Raw genomic sequence first — 17,781 nt, 5'->3', positions numbered from 1 at the left:
ATATGTTCATTGGATAAGATTGATTAGATGAAGGAGGTGGGAACAATGGCAGTACCTCAACGGAGAACTTCCAAAACACGTCGTGACAAACGTCGTACACATTTTAAATTGGCAGTACCTGGTTTGGTGAAATGCGAGCAATGCGGAGAAATGAAATTGGCTCACCGCGTTTGCAAAGTATGCGGAACATACAAATCAAGAGAGATTATCAAACAATAGTCTTTCACAAAGGTAGTACTTCATCTTTTGGTGAAGTACTATTTTTTTGTATGTAGACTTTTATCTATACAACACAATGTTCACAGAAAAAAGAAGTTTGGAGTATAACCTAGACCAGGCACTTTCTTTTTGGTGCAATATGCTTTATACTACATTCTTAGTACCAGGTTCTAAAAAATGAATAACAACTAAAACCACATAGGTTTACATATATTATGAATTGTAATAAACAATATAGAGATTATAGTTGGTATGTTCTATAACTATTCTAAATCTGTGTGCGATATGCGTAACACCAAGGAGGTGCGTAGCCATCGAACGTTTGCCCAAACGGCAGCGACAACAACGGCTCGTGAAGATTATCGAAGAGAATCCGTTTGTGACTGATCAAGAATTAACCAGACAACTAAAAGTCAGTATTCAGACGATTCGTCTGGATCGAATGGAACTCGGAATACCGGAGTTGCGCGAGCGAATGAAGTTGATGGCTGAGCGCTCCTACGATCAGGTAAAATCACTTCCTCTAGATGAAGTCATCGGAGATGTTGTTGATCTGCAACTCGACAAAAGCGGAATTTCAATTTTTGAAATTCGTGAAGAACATATATTTTCTCGTACACAGATTGCACGTGGACATCATATTTTTGCACAGGCGAATTCATTAGCAGTAGCGGTTATTAACGATGCGATTGCTTTGACAGCATCGGCAGATATTCGTTTTGTTCGTTCGGTTCATCTAGGTGAAAAATGTATTGCCAAAGCATACGTACAATCAAACCCTTCACGCAAAGGAAAAGCTAAAGTAGAAGTGCTGACCTATGTTGGTGAAGAAATGGTATTTCAAGGAAACTTTACGATTTATCGATCAGACGGTGAAGAACAGCATGAAGGAGGAGTAGATCATGATAATCGCCATTGATGCGATGGGCGGAGATCACGCTCCAGACAGCAATGTATTAGGTGGGCTAGAAGCCGCCAAAGAATGGCAAGATACCGAGATCATTTTAGTAGGAGACGAATCTCGTATCCGGGCACTACTTACAGAGATTCCATCCAATTTAAAAATAGTACATACGACTGAAATCATTGAAGCTGAAGATGAGCCTGTCAAAGCGGTTCGTCGCAAAAAAGACGCTTCGATGGTCGTAGCAGGTCGTATGGTCAAAGAAGGCAATGCTCAAGCAATGATCTCAGCAGGGAATACAGGTGCACTGATGACAACAGGTTTATTGGTTGTCGGTCGTATCAAAGGCATCGAACGTCCTGCGCTGGCGCCTATGATTCCAACGATTGATGATGGCGGTACACTGGCGCTTGATCTTGGAGCGAATATGGATGCGAAGCCAGAACATCTAGCCCAGTATGCACTAATGGGAAGCATTTATAGAGATAAAGTTCATGGTATTTCTAATCCGCGTGTCGGATTATTAAACGTAGGAACAGAAGCGAACAAAGGAAATGAATTAACCAAAGAAGCGTATCCGTTACTAGAAGCATTGCCTATTAATTTTGTAGGCAATGTAGAAGCACGTGATGTACTTAATGGTGTATGCGATGTACTGGTCTGTGATGGTTTTGCAGGAAATATTATGTTAAAGTCACTTGAAGGTACAGCATCCGCTATGTTCTCGCTGCTCAAGCAACAATTTAGCAAATCGCTAAAAACGAAGATTGGAGCAGCGTTATTGATGCCTGAACTTCGCGGTCTAAAAAGCAAGCTGGATTACAAAGAGCATGGAGGCGCTCCTCTGCTAGGATTGAACGGGCTTGTTCTCAAAAGTCATGGTTCATCTGATGCTGGAGCCATTAAGCATGCTGTTCGTCAAGCAAGAATAGCGATCAGCAATCAGTTAGTTGAAAATATATCTAAAGAAGTTATACAATAAGCATCTTGCGTCATGTTTTATCCATCCCCACCGTAATGACATGGAATGAAAACGATGAGGAAATTAGTGGGAAGAGAGTGACACCAATGATTAATGTTTTACCTATCGGAATTATCGGAACAGGAAAATATGTTCCTGAAAAAATATTAACAAATGCTGATCTTGAAAAAATGGTAGAAACGAATGACGAATGGATTGTCAGTCGGACAGGTATTCGTGAACGTCATATTGCAGCTCCTGAGCAAGCAACTTCTGATTTGGCGTATGAAGCAGCCCTCAAAGCATTAGAATCAGCAGGTATGGATGCAACAGAATTGGATTTGATTGTTGTAGCTACGATTACACCGGACACGTTTTTCCCGTCAACCGCTTGTATTTTGCAAGATAAATTAGGTGCAAAAAACGCGGCGGCTTTTGATTTATCAGCAGCTTGTTCTGGATTTGTCTATTCATTAGCATCTGCAACGAGTATGTTGCAAATGGGTTTATATAAAAATGCGCTTGTTATTGGAGCAGATACACTATCTCGTATTACAGATTATACAGATCGTAACACTTGTGTATTGTTCGGTGATGGTGCTGGAGCAGTTATTATTGGTGAAGTAGGCGAAGGTCGTGGTTTCAAATCATTCGATCTAGGCGCTGAAGGTTCTGGTGGCGAGTTGTTGACGATGCCAGCCGGTGGTTCACGTTTGCCAGCTTCAACAGAAACGTTAAGCAATAATCAACATTATATTCGTATGGGTGGACGTGAAGTATTCAAATTTGCTGTTCGTGTTATGGGTTCAGCAACAGATGAAGTTCTTCGCAAAGCTGGAATGACCAAAGACGATATCGATATCTTAATTCCGCATCAAGCGAATATTCGTATTATTCAATCTGCAATGAATCGTCTGGAATTATCAGAAGATCGTGTCATGATTAATGTAGACAAATACGCGAATACATCAGCGGCTTCGATTCCGCTTGCATTGGTAGAAGCGGTAGAATTAGGACGTATCAAAGAAGGCGACCGTGTAGTCATGGTTGGCTTTGGTGGCGGTCTGACTTGGGGCGCATCCGTATTAGTCTGGTAATTATATATATTGGAAGAGTAGAAGTAATAGGGAGGAGATTATTCCTATGGGTAAAATAGCATTTGTATTTCCAGGTCAAGGTGCGCAAAAAGTAGGTATGGCAAAAGATGTACATGATGCATTACCTCAAGCCGCACAATTATTCAAAACAGCTGATCAAACTTTAGGTTTTAGTATCAGTGAGCTTGCTTTTGAAGGACCGGAAGAGCAATTAAAACAAACAGCGAATACACAACCTGCTTTGTTAACAGCTAGTATCGCTTTACTGGAAGCTTTGAAATCTAAAAATATTACACCTGATTATGTAGCAGGACATAGTCTTGGTGAGTATAGCGCTCTTGTAGCAGCTAATGCTTTAGATTTTGAAGAAGCGGTGGCGATTGTTCGTGCACGCGGACAATTTATGGAACAAGCCGTACCATCCGGTCAAGGAGCTATGGCAGCCGTACTTGGAGCAGAACGTGAACCTTTAGCAGCATTATGTGCTGAAATTTCGGCTACAGGGCATGCTGTTGAACTTGCGAATGTGAACTGTCCTGGACAGATTGTAGTATCCGGTTCGGTAGAAGGCGTTAACGCTGCATCTGCAAGAGTCAAAGAAATTGGTGGCAAGCGCGCGATCATGCTTGAAGTCAGTGGGCCTTTCCATTCTTCATTGATGAAATCAGCGGCAGATCAATTGTCTAAGCGTTTGCAGTCGGTATCTTTCCGCGATGCTACAGTGCCTGTAGTAGCGAACGTCACAGCAACAACCGTTACCACAGCAAGCGAGATTCAAGCATTACTGGTAGAACAGGTATACTCTCCTGTATTATGGGAAGATAGTGTTCGCTTTCTGATCAATGAAGGTGTGGATACTTTTATCGAAATTGGTCCTGGGAACGTATTGACAGGATTGATCAAAAAAATAGATAAAAATGTGCGCTTGATTAATATAAGCAGTCTGGAAAGTATAGAAGCACTTCAAGTGGAAGTATAATCTTCCCTCCAGAAGCCGGATCAGATGATTCATTTGAAAAGGAGATGCGTATGTTATGAGTAAGCCACTTCAAGGACAAGCTGCTTTGGTTACAGGAGCTTCGCGAGGAATAGGTCGTAGTATTGCGCTTGCACTAGCAGAAGCTGGAGCAGATATCGCAGTTAACTATGCAGGTAGTGAAGATGCTGCTAACGAAACAGTACGTCTGATCGAAGAATTAGGTGTCAAAGCTTTTGCAGTTCGCGCCAATGTAGGTATTGCTGCGGAAGCAGAAGCAATGGTCAAACAAGTTAATGAAACATTTGGTAAAATCGACATTTTGATTAATAATGCAGGTATTACCCGTGATAACCTGATCATGCGAATGAAAGAAGACGAATTTGATCAAGTGATTGAGACGAATCTCAAAGGCGTATTCAATTGCCTCAAAGCGGTGACTCGTCCCATGATGAAACAACGTTACGGTCGCATTATTAATATTTCTTCTGTAGTTGGTGTACTGGGTAACCCCGGTCAAGCTAACTATGTCGCAGCCAAAGCAGGTGTGATTGGTTTAACCAAAGCGTCGGCAAAAGAATTAGCTTCACGTGGCATCACAGTGAATTGTGTGGCGCCCGGATTTATTGCAACAGATATGACGGATGAACTGAGTGAAGAACTGCGTAACAAAATGCTAGAAGGGATTCCGCTTGCACGTCTCGGTCAACCCGAGGAAATTGCATCGGTTGTTTCTTTCCTGGTATCACCAGCAGCTTCTTACATGACAGGACAGACGCTTCATGTGGATGGCGGTATGTACATGTAAAAGAAGTACAATATCCCTTTTAGGGATATGTGGCTTTTTGCGTGTGATTTTCGTATAATACTTTGGAAGAGGAGGTGAAACGGATGTCTGATGTTTTGGATCGTGTAAAACGCATCGTTATTGACCGTTTGGGAGCTGACGAAGCTGAAATTAAATTAGAATCATCTTTTAAAGATGATCTTGGAGCAGATTCGCTTGATGTAGTGGAACTGGTTATGGAATTGGAAGATGAGTTTGACTTGGAAATTTCTGACGAAGATGCGGAGAAAATTACGACCGTAGGTGAAGTTGTAACTTACATACAATCTCATACCTAAGGCTTAACAAAAGTCCCGTTACCTGCTTGTTAGCGGGCCGGGACTTCTCCTCATTTTGGCGTCTTTTGTCTTTTGGATGGAACAAAAAATATACACATGCAGTCGATATAGAGGTGAATGTGTTTGAAGCATAGAGTAGTAATTACAGGCTTGGGAGTTATGACTTCCCTTGGTAAAGATAAAGATACATTTTGGAATAATATTATTACCGGTCAATCCGGTGTAAGTACCATTGAAAGTTTTGATGTCAGTGGCTATCCTACGCAAATTGCTGCCGAAGTCAAAGACTTCAATGCAGAAGATTATATGGAACGCAAAGAAGCACGTAAAATGGATCGGTTTGTTCAATTTGCAGAAGCAGCAACTGTAGAAGCATTAAAAGACAGTAAGCTTAATATTGCAGAAGATACTGATCCTGAACGTGTAGGGGTTATTATCGGATCTGGTATTGGTGGTCTAGGAACATTTGAAGATCAACATGCTATTCTGATGGAAAAAGGACCTAAACGGATTAGTCCATTCTTTATTCCAATGATGATCGCTAATATGGCTTCTGGTCATGTATCTATTCTTCACGGCGCAAAAGGACCAAACTTGGCTCCTGTAAGTGCTTGTGCAAGTGGTAGTCATGCGATTGGAGATTCATTTAAATTTATTCGTGATGGTGAAGCAGACGTTATGATCACTGGTGGTGCTGAAGCAACGATTCGTCCTTCGGGATTGGGTGGTTTCTGTGCGATGCGTGCGATGTCTACACGCAACGATGAAGCAACAACAGCAAGTCGTCCGTTTGATACCGGTCGTGATGGATTTGTAATGGGTGAAGGTTCAGGAATTATGATTCTTGAATCGTTGGAACATGCTCAAAAGCGTGGTGCTCATATCTATGCTGAAGTAATCGGTTATGGATTAAGCGCAGATGCTCATCATATGACAGAGCCTGATCCTGATGGCCCAGCTCGTTGTATGAAAATGGCAATTCGCAGTGCAGGAATTACACCGGAAGATATTGATTATATCAATGCTCATGGTACATCTACTCCTGTAGGCGATAAGTCCGAAACGAAAGCAATCAAATTGGCATTAGGCGATCATGCGTATAACATCGCTGTAAGTTCGACCAAGTCGATGACAGGTCATTTATTAGGAGCAGCTGGTGGTATCGAAGCTGTAATCTGTGCACTATCTTTAGAAAATCAGATTATTGCTCCAACGATCAATTTGCATGATCAAGATCCTGAATGTGATTTAGACTATGTGCCGAATGAAGCGCGTAAAGCAGATTTGAATGTAGTAATGTCCAACTCTTTTGGATTCGGGGGGCATAATGCCTCAATCATCCTGAAGAAATTTGAAGTGTAAGGAGTCAGTTTCTTGAACGGAGATGTGAAACAGCTACAACAGCAAATTCAAATCCAATTTCAAAACCGTCAATTGCTCAAACAGGCGTTCACTCATGCTTCTTATGTGAATGAACATCGGTTTAGTCAGCATCAAGATAATGAGCGTCTCGAATTTTTGGGCGATGCGGTTTTGGAATTGACAGTGTCGGAGTACCTGTACAATGCATATCCTGAGCGTCCTGAAGGTGAACTTACGAAATTGCGTGCAGCGATTGTATGCGAACCTTCGTTAGTGAAATTTGCAGAAGCGCTCGACTTTGGCAGATACGTTTTGCTTGGCAAAGGAGAAGAATTGACAGGCGGACGTCAGCGTCCAGCACTGCTCGCTGATGTTTTTGAATCTTTTATTGGAGCATTATATCTGGATCAAGGCTTAGAAGCTGTGAAGTCTTTTCTAAACGCACATGTATTCTCAGGCATTTCTCCAGGTGGGCAGTTCCAGATGATGGACTTCAAGACCGAGCTTCAGGAATTAACTCAGCATCACAATATGGGAGTACTGGAGTATCGTATTATTGAAGAGAAAGGCCCTGCACATGAGCGGGAGTTTGTCTCGGAAGTATGTATGGGAGAAGAGAGTTTAGGTCAGGGAGCCGGGCGTTCTAAAAAAGAAGCAGAGCAACGGGCAGCTGCCGCGGCATTGAATCGGTTGAAGTTGAAATAACCGTTCTCTTTTCTGACAATTACAGGACAAACAAAGAGCAAAGAGCAGTCACAGCCAGCTTGCGTGAATCAAGAGGCATCGACCGCTTTTTGCTCTTTTTCCATTGATGAAGCAGCAGGTAATTATGCTACAATAGCAGTAGAGGTGAACAACGAACTATGTTCCTGAAAAGAATAGAATTAGCAGGATTTAAATCTTTTGCTGATAAGACAGAAATGGAATTTGTAAAAGGCATTACCGCCGTTGTCGGACCAAACGGTAGCGGTAAAAGTAACATATCTGACGGAATCCGCTGGGTGCTTGGTGAGCAAAGTGCCAAGTCTCTTCGTGGTGGCAAAATGGAAGATATCATTTTTGCAGGTAGCGATAGTCGAAAAGCAGTCAGCTATTCAGAAGTATCGCTGACACTCGACAATGAAGATCAGACATTACCGCTTGATTTTGGTGAAGTCACGATTACACGTCGTGTACATCGTAGTGGAGATAGCGAATATTTGATCAACAAACAATCGTGTCGTCTCAAAGACATCACCGAGTTATTTATGGATACAGGAATCGGGAAAGAAGCATATTCGATTATCGGGCAAGGACGGATTGAAGAAATACTAAGTACTCGTTCTGAAGATCGACGGGGTATTTTTGAAGAAGCATCAGGTATTGTAAAATACAAATCTCGTAAAAAAGACGCTGTTCGCAAATTAGATGATACCGAGCAAAATTTATTGCGTATTTATGATCTTGTGCATGAGCTTGAAGATCAAATAGAACCGCTCAAAGAACAATCGACCAAAGCGATTCATTTCAAAGAACTGAAAGAAGAACTTAAACATAAAGAAATCTCTCTCTATGTTCATGGGATTGAACGGATTCATACAGCTTGGAGTACAGCAAGTGCCAAAATGGCTGAACTGGAAAAAGTACAACAACGACTAGCTAGTGTCGTATCCGGTCATGATGAGAAGCTTGAAAATGAACGTGGTGCTCTACGTGAAGCGGAAGAAGCCGTAGAAACATTACAAGGACTGTTGTTGCAATATAGCGAGCAGACAGAGAAGTCTGAAGGTCTGGGCGAATTACTCAAAGAACGCCGCCTTAATTTAGAGCAAAATCAAAAGCAATTAGGTGTAGCGTTAGAGCGTAGTGAAGAACGTACCAGTCAGCGCACAGATGAAAGTCAACAGCTACAGACCAAATTTGCCACATTAACCAAGCAGTTACATGAACTACAACAAATGATTGCTCAAGAAGAAAATAGTTTGTTGCAGATTAATGGTGGTATTGGACAGCATCAAGAAGAAAGTTTAAAAGGTGAACTTTTGGAATTGATGAATACAATGGCACAAGCTCGTAATGAAATTCGGTATGCTGATCAACAGACAGAGAATACTCAGCGGCGGATGGTACGAGCTGAAAGTGAATCGGGTAAATGGCAGACGGAGAAAAAACGGCTTGAAGATAGCAAAGCCGCTTCAGCAGTACAAACCGATAAGTTAGCCAAAGAAATCGCTAAAGTACGTGTTGATTATATTCAACATAGTGAGCAATTGCATAAATTGCAAAAGTCTGGCGAAGAAATGCAGACAGCGATTCGCAAATGGGAACAGCGCCGTGAAGCGTTGATATCTCGCCGTGATACGATGCAGGAAATGCAAGAAGATTTCGAAGGCTTTATGCTAGGAGTCAAAGAAGTACTCAAAGCTTCGCGTAATTCTCAGCTTCAAGGTGTACACGGAGCTGTTGCTGAACTTATTACAGTTCCTGAAAAATTAGAACTGGCTATGGAGACAGCACTAGGCGCGTCCGTACAGCATGTCGTTATGGAAAATGAAGAAGTATCGCGTAAAGCGATCGCTTTTTTGAAGCAACGTCAATTAGGCAGAGCTACATTTTTGCCACTAGATGTTATTCGTCCACGTAAAATGCAAGACAATGATAAACGAACGGCTGAGAGCTCAGAAGGCTTTGTTGGTATCGGTGCTGAGCTTGTAGGTTATGATGAGCGTTATGCTGCGATCGTAGGCAGTCTGATCGGTAGTGTAGTTATAGCAGAGACGTTAGAACAAGCCAACCGTATAGCAGGGAAATTAGGTTACCGTTACCGGATCGTCACGCTTGAAGGTGATGTGGTAAACGCGGGTGGATCGATGACCGGTGGTAGTCAACACAAAAAGAACAACAATCTACTAGGACGTAAGCGTCAACTTGATCAACTAGAACATGAGATTGTTGAAAGTGAATCGCAAGTCAAACGTCTGCAAAAAGAAATTATCGATGTGCAAAAACGATTACAAGATCATGAAAATCGTCTGGATCAATTGCGAGCAGATGGTGATCGCAAACGTACAGAAGAACAGCAAGTTGCAGGTGAACTCAAACAAATCGAACATGAGTTACGTCATGTGAATGAACAATATGAATTATACGGGCAAGAGAAAAGCAGTTATACCGAAGAGTTAGCCACTATTGCCAAAGCTCGTAAAGAAGCAGAACAGAAACTGATTGAATTGCAAAAGCAAGAGCAGGCGATTCAAGACGGTATTCAAAATGCAGAAAAAATGCGTAAATCAAATGAGTCTGCTAAAGAGCAATTGCAAGAAAAAGTGACTGATCTCAAAATTCGTGAAGGTAAGCTCAGTCAGGAAATATTTTCGCTGGAAGAGCAGTTGTCTCGTTCACAGGAAGAATCGCAAGATTATGGTCAGGAGTTACAGAGCAATCGTGACCAACTGGCTATGATTGTCAAAGATTTGGAAAAAAATGAACGAGAACAAAAGCGTCAGCGTGAAGAATTGGAACGTCTACGCCGTAAACGTACAGAGACCAGCGAACAACTAGAGTTAAAACGTGCAGAACGTGCGCGATTACAACAAAAGTTAGAACTGGAAGAAAACGAAACGCGCGAACAACGAAATGAACTCAAAGTCGTTGAAGATGAACTTCGCAAAATAGAGATTCAAGTCAATCGTCTGGATGTAGAGTTGGAAAATATTCTAGCTAAATTACGCGAAGATTATGAACTCACTTACGAAATGGCAAAAAGAGATTATGAATTACCTGAAGATATCGAGTTTGCTGAAAAAGAGGTACGTCATCTCAAATCTAGAATTACCAACTTGGGTGAAGTCAATCTAGGAGCGATCGAAGAATATCAACGCGTCAATGAACGCTATGAGTTTTTAACACTTCAACAAAATGATCTGGTTGAAGCCAAAACAACGCTATATCAAGTTATTCGCGAAATGGATGAAGAAATGTCCAAACGTTTCAAAGTTACATTCGATGCGATTCGTGGTCAATTTGGAACGGTCTTCAGTAAATTATTTGGGGGCGGTCGTGCTGATCTTGTATTGATTGATCCTGAACGTATGCTAGAAACAGGGATTGATATTGTGGCACAACCACCGGGTAAAAAATTGCAAAATCTACAACTGCTTTCTGGTGGAGAACGTGCTTTAACTGCGATGGCATTATTATTTGCAATTTTACAAGTCAAACCTGTACCTTTCTGCGTACTGGATGAAGTAGAAGCAGCACTTGATGAAGCGAATGTCGTGCGGTTTGCACAGTATTTAAGAGAGTTTTCAGGACTTACCCAGTTTATCGTAGTCACTCATCGTAAAGGCACGATGGAAGAAGCTGACGTGCTCTATGGAGTCACCATGGAAGAAGGCGGCGTATCGAAGCTAGTTTCTGTCAAATTAGATGATGAAGAAGCAGATATTGCGTAATAATCATTCTTTTTGAACGACAGCATATTCGTATACAGCGATAACGATTGAAGTAACCTCAATACCGTTAAGATATCTAGCGTGATGTACAGGATCGTTAGATATCTTGATATTAAGCACTTTACACTATAGATCATCTGGAGGAATCTCATGAGCTTTTTTAAAAAGTTAAAAGAAAGTATTTCTACAAAAACAGAAACAGTAACCAAACAGTTCCGTGATGGTCTGGAAAAAACACGTAAAGGGTTTGTCGAAAAAGTATCTGACCTTGTGATTCGTCGCAAAAAAATCGATGAAGAATTTTATGAAGAATTAGAAGAGATCCTAATTGGAGCAGATGTGGGCGTCAACACAGTGATGGAACTGATTGATGATCTTCGTGATGAAGTGCGTATTCGTAGAATCGAAAATGCTGCTGAACTACAACCTGTATTATCTGAGAAATTAACAGGTTTACTTCGTGGAAACGAAAATACAGGCTTAAATATGCAACCAAGTGGAATTACAGTCATTCTATTTGTTGGTGTAAATGGTGTTGGTAAAACAACAACAATTGGTAAAATGGCACATCGTTTCAAACAAGAAGGCAAAAAAGTACTACTGGCAGCAGGAGATACATTCCGCGCCGGAGCTATCGAGCAATTAGAAGTATGGGGTCAACGTGCAGGGGTAGAAGTCATCAAGCAACAATCAGGTTCTGATCCGGCAGCCGTAATGTACGATGCTGTACGTGCAGCTAAGCAACGTGGAGCAGATGTATTGTTATGTGATACCGCAGGACGTTTACAAAATAAAAGTAATCTAATGGATGAGTTGAATAAAATTTTCCGTGTTATTCAACGTGAAATTCCAGACGCTCCGCATGAAGTACTGATGGTATTGGATGCGACAACAGGGCAGAATGCATTAAGTCAGGCTAAATTATTCGGTGAGAAAAGTGGCGTGACTGGTCTGGTACTGACCAAGTTAGATGGAACAGCTAAAGGCGGAATTGTTGTTGCGATTCGTCAAGAATTAGATTTACCTGTGAAATTTGTAGGTCTGGGTGAGAAGATCGATGATCTACAACCATTTGATAGTGAGCAATTTGTACATGCTCTATTTGCTGGTTTGATTCAAGAAGAGGAAGAGACAGAACAAGCCGACTCTAAAGAGTAAGTAAGAATAGCAAAACTAGCATCTGAATTAGCAACTACGTTATACTGGAAGTATAAGATATATCATTTCAGACAGTAGCCGTCGAACATTATAATAAGAGATAACGTTCGCTGGCTACTGTTTTTTTATATCTAATAGACACCAATTTGTTTGGTATACATAACCTTTACGCATCAAGTAGATATAGTAGATTTGGGATATTGGTTAGGAGAAAGGAAGTGAATTATGGCTGATACACATACTTATAGCCGTAAAGAAGAAGTAGCTAATGCTGTAACTCATGGTATAGGAGCTGCTCTTAGTATTGCTGCCCTTGTTATTTTGATTGTATTTGCTACATTAAAAGGTAGCCCGTGGCATGTAGTCAGTTTTACGATTTATGGAGTTAGTATGTTGTTGTTATATATTAGCTCAACATTGGTTCATGGATTTAGAGATGGCAAAGCCAAAGATTTGTTTGAAATTTTTGATCATTCAGCGATTTATCTATTTATTGCAGGCACATATACACCTTTAATGCTTATTGTTGTTAAAGGAGTTCTAGGTTGGAGTATTTTTGGAATCGTATGGGGTATAGCTATTTTGGGCTGTGCGTTCAAAGCGTATTTCGTTAAACGGTTTTTATTTATGTCGACGATTTTTTATATTTTAATGGGCTGGTTAATCGTTGTCGCTTGGGAACCGTTAACGACCAATATGGCAAGTGGTGGTATTATTTTACTCGCTATTGGCGGACTGATGTATACACTTGGAACGATCTTTTATGTATGGCGCGGATTTCCTTTTCATCATGCGGTCTGGCATCTATTCGTACTCGCAGGAAGCATTTTGCATTTCTTTATGATTTTATTTTATGTGTTGCCGATTCATCTATAAGAATGAAATCGACGTAAAAAGTTCATATTTTGGTCTTAAAATATCAATATTTTGGGTCCATTTATAAAAGTAATAAGATGTTAAGTAATTATGCTTGACATCTTATTTTATTTTTTGCTATGATATAGAACGTTGATGAGGTGTAAAGTGTTTTTCCTTGACGGAGGGAGTGCCCCAGATGAGTCAAGAGAATCGGCTCGATAAAACGACCCGTGTTAATTCATTATTTGATTTCTATGAGCTTCTGCTTACAGACAAACAGCAGATGTTCCTTAAATACTATTTTCACGATGATTACTCTCTTGGAGAGATTGCCGCAGAGTTCAGTATTAGTCGACAAGCGGTGTATGAACACATCAAACGTGCCGAGCAAGTATTAGAGATGTATGAAGAAAAGCTTGGTTTGATGGAAAAGCATTATCGTCGTTTACGCGATCTAGAAGAACTTAAAAACACATTATCTACAAGCGGAATAGCTCATGATCAGCAATCGCATATGATGGATATCGTAGAGCGCTTGGAAGGTAACGATTAATTCATATATACTTATACATGTAACGATATTCGATATAGATACACACGTAGTACATTTAGGTGAAATAAACGGAGGTGAAGACACATGGCATTTGAAAGCTTAACAACACGACTGCAAAACGTATTTAGCAAACTTCGCGGTAAAGGTAAAGTATCTGAAGAAGATGTAAACGAAGCAATGCGCGAAGTACGGTTAGCGTTGCTTGAAGCAGACGTTAATTTCAAAGTCGTTAAAGAATTCATTTCCAAAGTAAAAGAAAAAGCGGTCGGTACAGATGTGATGGAAAGCTTCACACCTGGCATGGTTATTATCGACATTGTTAATAAAGAATTGACCGAGTTGATGGGTGGAACACAGTCCAAACTTGCCAAAGCAGCCAAACCACCAACAGTGATTATGATGGTTGGTTTGCAAGGTGCTGGTAAAACAACCACATCCGGTAAACTAGCTAAAATGCTTCAAAAACAAAATCATCGTCCACTACTGGTTGCAGGCGATATTTATCGTCCGGCAGCGATCAAGCAGTTGCAAGTACTGGGAGAGCAAATCAATGCGCCTGTATTTACAATGGGAGATCAGACAAGTCCAGTTGAAATTGCTCGTCAAGCGTTGCAAGAAGCCAAAACGAACAATAATGATTACGTGATTATTGATACAGCAGGTCGCTTGCATATTGATGAAGAATTAATGGATGAATTACGTCAGATTCATGAATTAACGAATCCAGACGAAGTGCTGTTAGTTGTAGATGCGATGACAGGTCAGGATGCAGTTAATGTAGCCGAGAACTTTAACAGTCAATTGCAATTAACAGGTGTAGTATTGACCAAGCTTGATGGAGATACTCGTGGTGGTGCAGCATTGTCTGTCAAAGCCGTAACAGGTTGCCCGATCAAATTCACAACACTTGGTGAAAAGCTAGACGCTATGGAAGCTTTCCATCCAGAACGTATGGCTTCACGTATTCTAGGTATGGGTGATATGTTATCACTGATCGAAAAAGCTCAAATGAATATCGATGAAGACAAGGCAAAAGAAATGGAACGCAAAATGCGTAATGCCGAGTTCACATTCGAAGATTTCTTAGAGCAAATGGATCAAGTGAAAAAGCTTGGACCGCTTGATCAGATTATGGACATGATTCCTGGTATGGGAAAAATGAAAAATCAAAATCTACAAGTAGATGATAAGCAAGTAGGACGTATCGAAGCGATTGTTCAGTCGATGACTGTTCAGGAGAAACAACATCCAGAAGTGATTAATCATAGTCGTCGTAAGCGGATTGCTACAGGGAGCGGAACGTCTGTTGCAGAAGTAAACCGTCTGATCAAGCAGTTCGATGAGATGCGCCGTATGATGAAGCAGTTCTCGGATATGATGGATCCTAAGGGCGGCGGCAAAAACAATAAAATGATGAAACAAATGCAAAAAATGGGTGGTAAAGGAATGAAATTTCCTTTCCGTTAAGCCCAGGAAATGCAATGTATATACTATTGAACTAATTTGAAGGAGGTGAATTTTCGTGGCAGTACGTATTCGTCTAAAACGCATCGGTGCTCATAAAGCGCCTTTCTATCGTATCGTGGTTTCCGATTCTCGGTCCCCTCGTGATGGCCGTTTCATCGAAGAAATCGGTACTTATAATCCAATTGCAGAACCTTCTGTAACTAAGATTGATGAGGAAAAAGCTCTTCAATGGCTTCAACAAGGAGCACAAGCTTCTGATACCGTTCGCAACTTGCTTAGCAAAGCGGGCGTTATGAAAAAGTTTCATGAGCTTAAACAGCAAAAATAATTGCTGATTCGGAGGAGAATCTATGGAACAATTAGTAATGGTTATTGCTAAAGCTCTCGTGGATCATCCCGATGATGTAAAAGTGAACGTTGTGGAAAAAGAGAACTTGATCGTATACGAACTTAGCGTCCATCCGGACGATGCCGGTAAAGTCATCGGCAAGCAAGGACGTATCGCCAAGGCTCTCCGCACGGTCGTTACATCAGCAGCAGTCAAGACTAATAAACGGGTGACCGTTGATATAATGTCTTAAAAATATACGAAAGAGGGTTAGGATGATGTCCTAGCCCTTTTTCGTACATTTTCAATCAAATTTAAGGTAATATAGCATCAATGATAGATTATTTGTTAGAGGAGAATAACATGACTGAACAATTTTTAACGGTAGGTAAAGTAGCTAATACACATGGTATCCGTGGAGAACTCAAAATCTATCCAAATACCGATTTTGCTGAAATTCGCTTTGCAGAAGGTAAAAAGCTATGGATGATCAATGAAGAAAATGGCAGTAAATTAGAAGTTCAAATTGTAAGCTCTCGTTTGCAAAAAAATATGTATGTGGTTCGTTTTAAAGGATTCAGCAATATTAACGAAGTAGAGAAATATAAAGGCTGGACATTGAAAGTATCTAAAGATGATACGATCGAGCTAGAAGAAGACGAATTTTATTTCCACGAGATTCTAGATTGTGAAGTATTTACTGAAGAAGGAACCAAAATCGGTAAAATCGTAGATATTTTAAAACCGGGTGCTAATGATGTATGGGTCGTCCGTCCAGATAAAGGCGAAGAAGTATTGATTCCTTATATCCATGATGTCGTGCTTGATATTAATGTAGAAGAGAAAAAAGTACTGATCCATGTGATGGAAGGTCTTTTGGAATGATGAAGATCGATGTGCTGACGTTATTTCCAGAAATGTTTACCGGTGTTTTTGGTTCTAGCATTCTGGGTAAAGCAGCAGCAAAAGGCATTGTAGAATTGAATGCTATTAATTTCCGCACGTATTCTAAAAGCAAACATGGTACTGTAGACGATACACCTTATGGTGGAGGCGGGGGAATGGTACTCAAGCCAGAGCCTATTTTTGATGCTGTAGAAGATTTAGCACCTGCGTCTACTTCTACATCTCCACGTATTATTTTGATGTGTCCACAGGGAGAGCCATTTACGCAGCACAAAGCTGAAGAACTTGCTCAAGAAGAACATTTGATTTTTATCTGTGGTCATTATGAAGGTTACGATGAGCGCATTAGAGAGCATCTAGTGACCGATGAGATATCAATCGGTGATTATGTACTTACTGGTGGGGAAATACCCGCTATGGCGGCTGTAGACAGTATTGTGCGCCTTTTACCAGGGGTATTAGGAAATGCTAACAGTGCAGTGACCGATTCATTCAGTACAGGGCTGTTAGAATATCCACATTATACGCGTCCTGTAGAATATAGAGGAATGAAAGTACCTGATATTTTATTATCCGGTCATCATGCCAATGTAGAGAAGTGGCGGCGTGAACAATCGTTACTGCGTACATTAGAACGTCGTCCAGAATTGCTAGAACAGGCTGATTTGACAACCAAAGAGCGCGAGTGGCTCAAAAATCAGCGTAACTAAATATACATCAGAATTTCGCTGTAGGAAGATCTTCATCGATCCCTTATAGGGAAATTCTTTTTTATGTATACCCTATATACATAGGTGCAATAATAAATAAGCTCAAGTTATGATTTAGAGCATAAGATTGAGCCTACAGTAAGAGCGCTCATAACAAGGTAACAAAGATAGGAGTTCAGACATCATGAATGAATTGCAGCAGGAGTATTCACAATGGTTAGATCGGTTAAGCAGTGACTTGCGCAGTCAAGGATATGCTTCGGTATTAAATAAAGAGTTTGTAGAGCGTGATGCTACGATCGTACTGAATCATTTATTACCGGAATTTACACATCTGATCTATATTGAAGTCGAATCATATAAAAAATATTTTATTGCTGATTATAGCGGTCGCAATACAGTAGTAAAATTAATTGATCGTAGTATCGATCACCAAAAAACAGCCAGACTTCGCACATTAGAAAATAGTCGCTTAACCGATCATTATCTATTTGAGCAAGAAATCAATCGTTTGAAAAGTCTGCAATCTTTATTAGAACATAGCGACTTTGAGTAAGCAGCAATGACGAGGCATACTTATAGCTGATCTCAAATAATCAACTATTTTATAATTTTTTTGAAAAAGTATTGTTATTCTATGATGTTCTATGATAGTATTAGACTGTTGTGTGAATCTGATGGTCCTCTACGATCAATGATGAGGAATTATTCCCTGAGACGTATG

19 protein-coding genes are annotated in these 17,781 nt (G+C 40.6%); all 19 read left to right on the top strand.

Annotation, left to right across the window (positions count from 1 at the left end; genetic code table 11):
• The first annotated feature begins 45 nt into the window (after positions 1–45).
• The 19 genes from rpmF (at position 46) to PQ460_RS15180 (ending at position 17,613) form a co-directional block, all read left to right on the top strand.
• Entirely contained in the window at positions 46–219 is a 174-nt protein-coding gene (gene rpmF / locus PQ460_RS15270) for a 50S ribosomal protein L32 (protein ID WP_069327428.1), read from the top strand.
• Positions 220–541: 322 nt separating this feature from the next.
• Positions 542–1,138 (top strand): transcription factor FapR, encoded by a 597-nt coding sequence (gene fapR / locus PQ460_RS15265; RefSeq protein ID WP_204824616.1) that lies wholly within the window; start codon positions 542–544, stop codon positions 1,136–1,138.
• Entirely contained in the window at positions 1,122–2,105 is a 984-nt protein-coding gene (gene plsX / locus PQ460_RS15260; protein WP_274170334.1) for a phosphate acyltransferase PlsX, read from the top strand. The genes fapR and plsX overlap by 17 nt, the downstream gene beginning before the upstream one ends.
• A gap of 86 nt (positions 2,106–2,191) precedes the next feature.
• Complete coding sequence (locus PQ460_RS15255) at positions 2,192–3,181, top strand: beta-ketoacyl-ACP synthase III (RefSeq protein WP_273615739.1); 990 nt, start codon at positions 2,192–2,194, stop codon at positions 3,179–3,181.
• A 46-nt stretch (positions 3,182–3,227) separates the two neighbouring features.
• The gene (gene fabD / locus PQ460_RS15250) at positions 3,228–4,160 is read left to right on the top strand and encodes an ACP S-malonyltransferase (RefSeq protein ID WP_274170333.1); all 933 of its coding nucleotides are present in this window, start codon (positions 3,228–3,230) and stop codon (positions 4,158–4,160) included.
• A gap of 55 nt (positions 4,161–4,215) precedes the next feature.
• Complete coding sequence (gene fabG, locus PQ460_RS15245) at positions 4,216–4,965, top strand: 3-oxoacyl-[acyl-carrier-protein] reductase (RefSeq protein ID WP_204824612.1); 750 nt, start codon at positions 4,216–4,218, stop codon at positions 4,963–4,965.
• A gap of 83 nt (positions 4,966–5,048) precedes the next feature.
• Positions 5,049–5,282, top strand: a complete 234-nt coding sequence (acpP, locus tag PQ460_RS15240) for an acyl carrier protein (protein WP_069327422.1) — start codon at positions 5,049–5,051, stop codon at positions 5,280–5,282.
• Positions 5,283–5,405: 123 nt separating this feature from the next.
• Entirely contained in the window at positions 5,406–6,644 is a 1,239-nt protein-coding gene (fabF, locus tag PQ460_RS15235) for a beta-ketoacyl-ACP synthase II (protein WP_274170332.1), read from the top strand.
• A 12-nt stretch (positions 6,645–6,656) separates the two neighbouring features.
• Positions 6,657–7,349 carry a ribonuclease III gene (rnc, locus tag PQ460_RS15230; protein WP_069327420.1) on the top strand — a complete coding sequence of 231 codons (693 nt, stop codon included), beginning with the start codon at positions 6,657–6,659 and terminating at the stop codon, positions 7,347–7,349.
• Between the two features lie 158 nt (positions 7,350–7,507).
• Positions 7,508–11,077 (top strand): chromosome segregation protein SMC, encoded by a 3,570-nt coding sequence (gene smc / locus PQ460_RS15225; protein WP_274170331.1) that lies wholly within the window; start codon positions 7,508–7,510, stop codon positions 11,075–11,077.
• 150 nt (positions 11,078–11,227) lie between these two features.
• On the top strand, positions 11,228–12,235 hold the full coding sequence (gene ftsY, locus PQ460_RS15220; protein ID WP_274170330.1) for a signal recognition particle-docking protein FtsY: 1,008 nt from the start codon (positions 11,228–11,230) through the stop codon (positions 12,233–12,235).
• A 225-nt stretch (positions 12,236–12,460) separates the two neighbouring features.
• Entirely contained in the window at positions 12,461–13,111 is a 651-nt protein-coding gene (gene trhA / locus PQ460_RS15215; protein ID WP_273615744.1) for a PAQR family membrane homeostasis protein TrhA, read from the top strand.
• Positions 13,112–13,289: 178 nt separating this feature from the next.
• Positions 13,290–13,646 (top strand): putative DNA-binding protein, encoded by a 357-nt coding sequence (locus PQ460_RS15210; RefSeq protein WP_273615745.1) that lies wholly within the window; start codon positions 13,290–13,292, stop codon positions 13,644–13,646.
• Positions 13,647–13,730: 84 nt separating this feature from the next.
• On the top strand, positions 13,731–15,113 hold the full coding sequence (gene ffh / locus PQ460_RS15205; protein ID WP_273615746.1) for a signal recognition particle protein: 1,383 nt from the start codon (positions 13,731–13,733) through the stop codon (positions 15,111–15,113).
• Between the two features lie 55 nt (positions 15,114–15,168).
• A complete protein-coding gene (gene rpsP / locus PQ460_RS15200; RefSeq protein ID WP_273615747.1) occupies positions 15,169–15,441 on the top strand; it encodes a 30S ribosomal protein S16 in 273 nt (90 codons plus the stop codon).
• 22 nt (positions 15,442–15,463) lie between these two features.
• Positions 15,464–15,694: a KH domain-containing protein gene (locus tag PQ460_RS15195; RefSeq protein WP_069327413.1), complete on the top strand. Its 231-nt coding sequence runs from the start codon at positions 15,464–15,466 to the stop codon at positions 15,692–15,694.
• A 110-nt stretch (positions 15,695–15,804) separates the two neighbouring features.
• Positions 15,805–16,326, top strand: a complete 522-nt coding sequence (gene rimM / locus PQ460_RS15190) for a ribosome maturation factor RimM (RefSeq protein WP_204824604.1) — start codon at positions 15,805–15,807, stop codon at positions 16,324–16,326.
• A complete protein-coding gene (trmD, locus tag PQ460_RS15185; protein WP_273616282.1) occupies positions 16,326–17,057 on the top strand; it encodes a tRNA (guanosine(37)-N1)-methyltransferase TrmD in 732 nt (243 codons plus the stop codon). Before rimM ends, trmD begins: the two co-directional genes overlap by 1 nt.
• Positions 17,058–17,241: 184 nt before the next feature.
• Complete coding sequence (locus PQ460_RS15180; RefSeq protein ID WP_274170329.1) at positions 17,242–17,613, top strand: hypothetical protein; 372 nt, start codon at positions 17,242–17,244, stop codon at positions 17,611–17,613.
• Positions 17,614–17,781: the final 168 nt, after the last annotated feature.

This window comes from Paenibacillus sp. KACC 21273, from assembly GCF_028736095.1.
GTDB classification, from domain to species: Bacteria; Bacillota; Bacilli; order Paenibacillales; family Paenibacillaceae; genus Saccharibacillus; species Saccharibacillus kyungheensis.
Note: the sequence above shows the minus strand (reverse complement) of the source record. Positions and strands in the feature narration are given on the sequence as shown.

What these genes read in the sequence shown, in the direction of transcription:
- rpmF (WP_069327428.1), top strand. Translation starts at nt 46, where the DNA reads ATGGCAGTACCTCAACGGAGAACTTCCAAAACACGTCGTGACAAACGT.
- plsX (WP_274170334.1), top strand. Translation starts at nt 1,122, where the DNA reads ATGATAATCGCCATTGATGCGATGGGCGGAGATCACGCTCCAGACAGC.
- PQ460_RS15255 (WP_273615739.1), top strand. Translation starts at nt 2,192, where the DNA reads ATGATTAATGTTTTACCTATCGGAATTATCGGAACAGGAAAATATGTT.
- fabD (WP_274170333.1), top strand. Translation starts at nt 3,228, where the DNA reads ATGGGTAAAATAGCATTTGTATTTCCAGGTCAAGGTGCGCAAAAAGTA.
- fabG (WP_204824612.1), top strand. Translation starts at nt 4,216, where the DNA reads ATGAGTAAGCCACTTCAAGGACAAGCTGCTTTGGTTACAGGAGCTTCG.
- acpP (WP_069327422.1), top strand. Translation starts at nt 5,049, where the DNA reads ATGTCTGATGTTTTGGATCGTGTAAAACGCATCGTTATTGACCGTTTG.
- smc (WP_274170331.1), top strand. Translation starts at nt 7,508, where the DNA reads ATGTTCCTGAAAAGAATAGAATTAGCAGGATTTAAATCTTTTGCTGAT.
- ftsY (WP_274170330.1), top strand. Translation starts at nt 11,228, where the DNA reads ATGAGCTTTTTTAAAAAGTTAAAAGAAAGTATTTCTACAAAAACAGAA.
- trhA (WP_273615744.1), top strand. Translation starts at nt 12,461, where the DNA reads ATGGCTGATACACATACTTATAGCCGTAAAGAAGAAGTAGCTAATGCT.
- PQ460_RS15210 (WP_273615745.1), top strand. Translation starts at nt 13,290, where the DNA reads ATGAGTCAAGAGAATCGGCTCGATAAAACGACCCGTGTTAATTCATTA.
- ffh (WP_273615746.1), top strand. Translation starts at nt 13,731, where the DNA reads ATGGCATTTGAAAGCTTAACAACACGACTGCAAAACGTATTTAGCAAA.
- PQ460_RS15195 (WP_069327413.1), top strand. Translation starts at nt 15,464, where the DNA reads ATGGAACAATTAGTAATGGTTATTGCTAAAGCTCTCGTGGATCATCCC.
- rimM (WP_204824604.1), top strand. Translation starts at nt 15,805, where the DNA reads ATGACTGAACAATTTTTAACGGTAGGTAAAGTAGCTAATACACATGGT.
- trmD (WP_273616282.1), top strand. Translation starts at nt 16,326, where the DNA reads ATGAAGATCGATGTGCTGACGTTATTTCCAGAAATGTTTACCGGTGTT.
- PQ460_RS15180 (WP_274170329.1), top strand. Translation starts at nt 17,242, where the DNA reads ATGAATGAATTGCAGCAGGAGTATTCACAATGGTTAGATCGGTTAAGC.